Below are 6,000 nucleotides of genomic sequence, written 5' to 3'. Positions count from 1 at the left end.
ACGCGTGCGCTGACTCCCTCGGCATGCTCGCACAGTGGCGTGCACGACACAGGCCAATTGACTCCCAGGTCAGGAAGATTGCTGTCGCTTAACGTGTCGGATCGAGGACGAGCCGTTCGTCGGACGGGTAGAGAGTGGAACGCAGGGTTCTGCTCACTACCCCGGAGGTCTTCCGATGCACTACTTCGCACTGCTGCTCAGCCCGGAGAACACCCGCCCCGCCGACCCCGCAGAGCAGGCTGCCGAGATGGCGGCGTACCGAAACTTCCATGCGATCGCCGGTCGGTTCATCCGCGGCGGCGATGCGCTGCTGCCGTCGGCGACCGGTGTCCGCATCACCGGCGGGCCCGACAAGCCGAGCGTCACAGACGGCCCGTTCGCCGAGGGCGCCGAGGTGGCTGGCGGCTACTACGTGTTCGAGGCGGACAACCTCGACGAGGCGCTCGGGCTCGCCGGGCAGATCCCGGCCGCGAAGTACGGCGCGGTGGAGATCTGGCCGATGGCCGCGGCCGGTACGACGGCACCGTTGGAGGGGACGAACTGGCTGGCGCTTCTCCTCGAGCCGCCGGCAGTACCGGTGACGCCGGGCAGCGATCAGTGGCAGCAGGGCGTCGCACGGCATGTCGAGTTCGGCGCCGCCGCCGGTGAGCACGTCAAGGGTGGCGCTGGGTTGCATCCGCCGAGCACCGCGACGACGGTAACGGTGCGCGACGGGAAGGTGTCGTTCACCGACGGGCCGTTCGTCGAGGGCGCCGAGGTCGCCAACGGCTTCTACGTCCTGTCGGCGACCGACCGGCACGAGGCCGTCAAGATCGCCTCGATGATCCCGGCGACGTCGGTGGAGCTCCGCCAGCTCGCCGGCGTCTCGGGGCTCTAGCCCTCGCTGAATGACGAACCTGGACGGCGTCTTCCGACGCGAATGGGGTCCGGCAGTCGCGGCCTTGGCCCGCTGGTCGGGTGACCTCACCGTCGCCGAGGACGCCGTCCAGGAGGCATTCACCGAGGCGTTGCGGGCGTGGCCGCGGGACGGCGTGCCCGACAACCCGGGCGGGTGGATCGTGACGGTTGCCCGCAACCGCGCCCTCGATCGCCTCCGCCGGGAATCGGCGCGGCCGGGAAGGGAACTCGCCGCCGTGACGGACAACGCGTGGACTCGCATCGACGGGGTGCCGGTGCATCCCGTGCGCGACGACGAGCTGCGGATGATGTTCACCTGCGCGCACCCCGCCCTGGACGGGGCCTCGCAGCTTGCGTTGACACTGCGGTTGATCTCCGGATTAACGGTGCCCGAGATCGCGCGGGCACTCCTGCAGTCCGAGGCCGCGGTGGGACAGCGAATCACCAGGGCCAAGAGCAAGATTCGCGGCGCGAACATCCCGTTGCGGGTGCCGCCCGCCGAGCTGGTGCCCGACCGCGTCCCGCACGTCCTGGCATGCATCTACTCGGTGTTCACCGAGGGCTACTGGTCGACGGCGGGCCCGTCGGCGATCCGTGACGAACTCTGCGACGAGGGCATCCGCCTGGCCGGGGAGATGTGCGCGCTGATGCCGGATGAACGCGACGCCCAGGCGTTGGCCGCCCTCGTGCTGCTCCACGATTCGCGGCGCACGACGCGGGTCGACGACGCCGGGGCGCTGGTGCCGCTCGACGAACAGGACCGGTCGCGGTGGCACCGCAGACGGATCGCCCGTGGACTCGACCGGCTGCGCCGGGCGGAGGGGTCGACGGGTGCGTACCTGCCGCAGGCGGTGATCGCCGCGGCCCACGCGACGGCGCCGACATTCTCGGAGACGGACTGGTCGCTCATCTGCGCGGCGTATGACCGGCTGATCGTGATCACCGGCTCTCCGATTGCGCAAGCCAACCGGGCGCTCGCGGTGGGGTTCCGGGACGGCTTCAACGCAGGACTCGCCGCGCTCGACGAGGTCGCCGAGGATCCCCGGTTGGCGAAGTCGGCCACGGTGGCGTCGATTCGGGCGGACCTGTTGCGGCGTTCCGGGCGGTTGCCGGAGGCGGCTGAGTGGTATCGGATTGCGTTGGACTGCAACGGCTCCGAGCCTGCGCGGGCGTTTCTGCGGCAGCGGTTGGCGGAGGTGGGTTGATCCGTCGCAATACTGCCAGGCGGCAGGGGTTAGCGCCGAGGACAGTGGCTACGCGTCACCTCACCGGCACTTCGAGAATCGGGCGCGGATCCTTCGCTCCCGGGCCATCGAAGTGCCACCACTCCCCCGAGTACACGGTCAGCCCGCCGGCCTCCATTGCAGTGCGCAGTAGCGCACGGTTGGCCTGCTCTTGTGCGGTGACGCCGTCGGTGGCATACGCGAGGCTCCGCGGCGAGAAGTCGTCGAAGTCCGTCCCCATGTCGAGCCCCGCGATGGTCACGTCGACCGAGCGGCCGGATTCGTGACTCCGCGAATAGGCGGTGGGGCGCGCCACCCAGTTCGGGTTCGGCACCTCCTGAAACATCCTGACTTGCACGTCGTGCGGGCGGTAGCAGTCCCAGAAGACCAGCGTATTGCCCTGTGCGCGTACCCGATTCGCCGCCATGGCGAGCCCGCTGGCCAGCGATTCGTGTACCAGGCACCGCGCATCGGCCGGGTACAGCTGCACGCCGACGAAGTTGTCTGCCGTCGCATAGCGCAGGTCGATCACGGCGTCGGGCACGACGGTGCGCACGTCGACCAGACCGGCCGCGAGCGCCTGCGGCGACACCGGTGGCGGGTCGGCAGAGGCCGAGGGAACGTAAATCATCGCGGCGCACATTACGCCGAAAACACCGGTCAGCCATCGGGTGCACGCGTTCACGGAACGAGTCTGCAACGCAGCACCCCTCCAACGCAGGAATACTGGTCTCAGTGCGCCGTCAGTGCGCGTTCGGCGAGAGCACGACGGAGAGGCAATTCTGAGTACCGCACGTCTGATGACCAGCGCCGTCCTCGGCATCGGACTGCTCGTCGTTGCGGTTGGTGCTGTCGTTGCCCGATATGTGCCGATCCCCGGCCACCGCACGCTGTACGTGGTGATCGCATCGCCGTACCTGATGGCGGCCGCTCCCCTCGCACTGCTGCTCCTCCTCTGGGGGCACCGCTGGGTGATGGCCGCGGTGGCCGTGTGCATTTCGGTGGCCCTCATCGTGCCTCAAGTGCCGTGGTACATAGCGGCGAGTCCGAACCCCAACGCGGTCTCAGTCCGCGCCATGACGATCAACATGTTGTACGGACGTGCTGATCCACAGTCGATCGTAGGGATCGCCACCGATCAGGCCGACGTGTTGATGGTTCAAGAGCTCACGCCTGACGCGGCGAAGGGGTTGTCATCCGGGGGGATCGCGAAGTCCTTCCCGTACGACGCACTCGATCCGCGACCCGGTACCGCGGGTGTCGGCGTCTACAGCCGGTACCCCATCACGGCCGTCAACGAGATCGGCGGCTACGCGCTGGGGTTGGTCACCGCCCGCATCCGCGTCGACGGACTCACCCGCGATCCGACGGTCGCCTCCATACACTTGACCGCTCCCTGGCCCCAGCCGATCGACGGCTGGCATCGCGACCTGGCTGCGCTTCGAAGCACGCTTGCAGGCCTCGCCGAAGAGTCCAACGGCGGGGCCATCTTGGTCGGAGGTGACTTCAACTCCACGATCGACATGGAGCCGTTCCGAAAGCTCCTCACCGACGGCTACGAAGATTCGGCGCAGCAGGCCGGTGCGGGCCGCCAGCGCACCTACCCCGCCAACAGAAGATTCCCGGCGTTCATGGGTATCGACCACATCCTGACCCGCGACTGCATTGCGGTGTCAACGGAGACCATGGAGTTGCCGGGCTCCGACCATCGCGCGGTACTGGCCACGGTAATGGTGCCGAGGGATTGAAGCCGCAGTGCGACAAAGACCCCCGAACGCCGAGGCGCTCGAGGGTCTCTGCTGCAAACGGGGCCTACGCTTCCGTGAAGTTACGCGTGAGGGCCGGATCCACCTGGATACCGGGGCCGGTCGTGGTCGAGACGACGACCTTCTTCAGGTAGCGGCCCTTCGATGACGACGGCTTGGCCCGCATGATCTCGTCGATGGCGGCGCCATAGTTCTCGGCGAGAGACTTCTCGTCGAACGAGGCCTTGCCGATGACGAAGTGCAGGTTGGCCTGCTTGTCGACGCGGAAGTTGATCTTGCCGCCCTTGATCTCGGAAACGGCCTTCGCGACGTCCGGGGTGACGGTACCGGTCTTCGGGTTCGGCATCAGGCCACGCGGGCCGAGGACGCGGGCGATCTTGCCGACCTTGGCCATCTGATCGGGAGTGGCGATCGCGGCGTCGAAGTCCAGGAAACCACCCTGAATCTTCTCGATCAGGTCGTCACTGCCGACCTCGTCGGCGCCTGCGGCCACGGCAGCCTCGGCCTTCTCACCGACGGCGAACACGATGACGCGGGCCGTCTTGCCGGTGCCGTGGGGCAGGTTGACGGTGCCACGCACCATCTGGTCGGCCTTGCGGGGATCGACACCGAGGCGGATCGCGACCTCGACGGTGGAGTCCTGCTTCTTCGAGGACGTCTCCTTGGCCAACTTCGCGGCTTCGAGGGGCGTGTAGAGGTTGTCGCGGTCGATCTTCTCGGCGGCCTCGCGGTATGCCTTGCTGCTCTTGCTCATTGGATTCCAATCAGTTTCGTTGGGTTGTGGTTTGCGCGGGCCGAAGCGGGCCCTCCCACTTGTGGAGCGCTACTACTAGGAGACCGTGATGCCCATCGAGCGGGCGGTGCCGGCGATGATCTTGGCCGCGGCGTCGATGTCGTTGGCGTTGAGGTCTTCCTTCTTGGTCTCCGCGATCTCGCGCACCTGATCCCAGGTCACCTTGGCGACCTTGGTCTTGTGCGGCTCTCCCGAGCCCTTCTGCACGCCGGCAGCCTTCAGCAGCAGCTTGGCGGCAGGCGGGGTCTTCAGGGCGAACGTGAAGCTGCGGTCCTCGTAGACCGTGATCTCCACGGGGATGACGTTGCCGCGCTGGGATTCCGTCGCGGCGTTGTACGCCTTGCAGAACTCCATGATGTTGACGCCGTGCTGGCCGAGCGCGGGACCAACGGGCGGGGCCGGGTTCGCCGCGCCAGCCTGGATCTGCAGCTTGATCAGCCCGGTGATCTTCTTCTTCTTCGGGGCCATGAGGTGTTCTTTCCTGTTCTCGTAGTGCTTTTAGATCTTCGAGACCTGGGTGAAGGTCAGTTCGACAGGTGTTTCGCGACCGAAGATGGACACCAGCACCTTGAGCTTCTGCTGTTCTGCGTTGACCTCGCTGATCGAGGCAGGCAGCGTCGCGAACGGGCCGTCCATGACGGTGACCGATTCGCCGACCTCGAAGTCGACGAGGATGACGGGCCGTTCGAGTCCGGTCTCGGCGGCCGCACCAGCGCCCGACGACGTCGACTTGGCGGGCTTCTTCGCCGCGCCCTGCGGGAGCAGGAACTTGACCACGTCGTCCAGCGTCAGCGCCGACGGCTTGGACGTCGCGCCGACGAAGCCGGTGACACCCGGGGTGTTGCGCACCGCGCTCCACGACTCGTCGGTGAGATCCATGCGCACCAGGATGTAGCCGGGCAGCACCTTGCGGTTGACCTGCTTGCGCTGGCCGTTCTTGATCTCGGTGACCTCTTCGGTGGGAACTTCCACCTGGAAGATGTAGTCGCCGACGTCGAGGTTCTGGACCCGGGTCTCGAGGTTGGCCTTCACCTTGTTCTCGTAGCCGGCGTAGGAGTGGATGACGTACCAGTTGCCGGGCTTGGACCTCAGGTCCTTCTTCAAGGCCACGGCGGGGTCGACGTCCTCGTCCTCCTCCTTCGGAGCCGGCTCGGCGACCGCCGCATCAGCGGACTCTTCTTCGGCAGGCAACTCCTCGGCCGCCTCGGCCACCACCTCGCCGGTGGACTGCTCCAGCAACTCCGCAGCCTCACTGGCGATCACGGTCGTCGGGTCCGCGGCTTCGGCGCGCGCGTCGGACACACTCGAGGGCGTAGTGCCA

General features: G+C 67.2%; 7 protein-coding genes. 3 read left to right on the top strand and 4 right to left on the bottom strand.

Annotation, left to right across the window (positions count from 1 at the left end):
* Positions 1-175: 175 nt before the first annotated feature.
* Positions 176-877 (top strand): YciI family protein, encoded by a 702-nt coding sequence (locus VET27_RS08320; RefSeq protein ID WP_526516932.1) that lies wholly within the window; start codon positions 176-178, stop codon positions 875-877.
* A gap of 10 nt (positions 878-887) precedes the next feature.
* Positions 888-2,102, top strand: a complete 1,215-nt coding sequence (locus VET27_RS08315) for an RNA polymerase sigma factor (protein ID WP_526516930.1) — start codon at positions 888-890, stop codon at positions 2,100-2,102.
* Positions 2,103-2,157: 55 nt separating this feature from the next.
* On the opposite strand, the gene VET27_RS08310 is transcribed toward VET27_RS08315, so the two are convergent.
* Entirely contained in the window at positions 2,158-2,751 is a 594-nt protein-coding gene (locus VET27_RS08310) for a M15 family metallopeptidase (protein WP_526516928.1), read from the bottom strand.
* A gap of 169 nt (positions 2,752-2,920) precedes the next feature.
* Between VET27_RS08310 and VET27_RS08305 the strand changes: the two genes are divergently transcribed.
* Positions 2,921-3,868, top strand: a complete 948-nt coding sequence (locus VET27_RS08305; RefSeq protein ID WP_526516926.1) for an endonuclease/exonuclease/phosphatase family protein — start codon at positions 2,921-2,923, stop codon at positions 3,866-3,868.
* 64 nt (positions 3,869-3,932) lie between these two features.
* On the opposite strand, the gene rplA is transcribed toward VET27_RS08305, so the two are convergent.
* The 3 genes from rplA to nusG all read right to left on the bottom strand — a co-directional run bounded on the left by rplA (position 3,933) and on the right by nusG (position 5,894).
* Positions 3,933-4,640 (bottom strand): 50S ribosomal protein L1, encoded by a 708-nt coding sequence (gene rplA, locus VET27_RS08300; protein ID WP_526516924.1) that lies wholly within the window; start codon positions 4,638-4,640, stop codon positions 3,933-3,935.
* 75 nt (positions 4,641-4,715) lie between these two features.
* Entirely contained in the window at positions 4,716-5,147 is a 432-nt protein-coding gene (gene rplK / locus VET27_RS08295) for a 50S ribosomal protein L11 (protein ID WP_526516922.1), read from the bottom strand.
* A 30-nt stretch (positions 5,148-5,177) separates the two neighbouring features.
* A complete protein-coding gene (nusG, locus tag VET27_RS08290) occupies positions 5,178-5,894 on the bottom strand; it encodes a transcription termination/antitermination protein NusG (RefSeq protein ID WP_526516936.1) in 717 nt (238 codons plus the stop codon).
* Between the last annotated feature and the right edge of the window lie 106 nt (positions 5,895-6,000).

This window comes from Mycobacterium sp. (assembly GCF_035633495.1).
Taxonomy (GTDB): domain Bacteria; phylum Actinomycetota; class Actinomycetes; order Mycobacteriales; family Mycobacteriaceae; genus Mycobacterium.
The sequence above is the reverse complement of the archived record's forward strand: the minus strand, read 5'-3'. Positions and strand labels throughout refer to the sequence as shown.

What these genes read in the sequence shown, in the direction of transcription:
- VET27_RS08320 (WP_526516932.1), top strand. Translation starts at nt 176, where the DNA reads ATGCACTACTTCGCACTGCTGCTCAGCCCGGAGAACACCCGCCCCGCC.
- VET27_RS08315 (WP_526516930.1), top strand. Translation starts at nt 888, where the DNA reads ATGACGAACCTGGACGGCGTCTTCCGACGCGAATGGGGTCCGGCAGTC.
- VET27_RS08310 (WP_526516928.1), bottom strand. Translation starts at nt 2,751, where the DNA reads ATGATTTACGTTCCCTCGGCCTCTGCCGACCCGCCACCGGTGTCGCCG.
- VET27_RS08305 (WP_526516926.1), top strand. Translation starts at nt 2,921, where the DNA reads ATGACCAGCGCCGTCCTCGGCATCGGACTGCTCGTCGTTGCGGTTGGT.
- rplA (WP_526516924.1), bottom strand. Translation starts at nt 4,640, where the DNA reads ATGAGCAAGAGCAGCAAGGCATACCGCGAGGCCGCCGAGAAGATCGAC.
- rplK (WP_526516922.1), bottom strand. Translation starts at nt 5,147, where the DNA reads ATGGCCCCGAAGAAGAAGAAGATCACCGGGCTGATCAAGCTGCAGATC.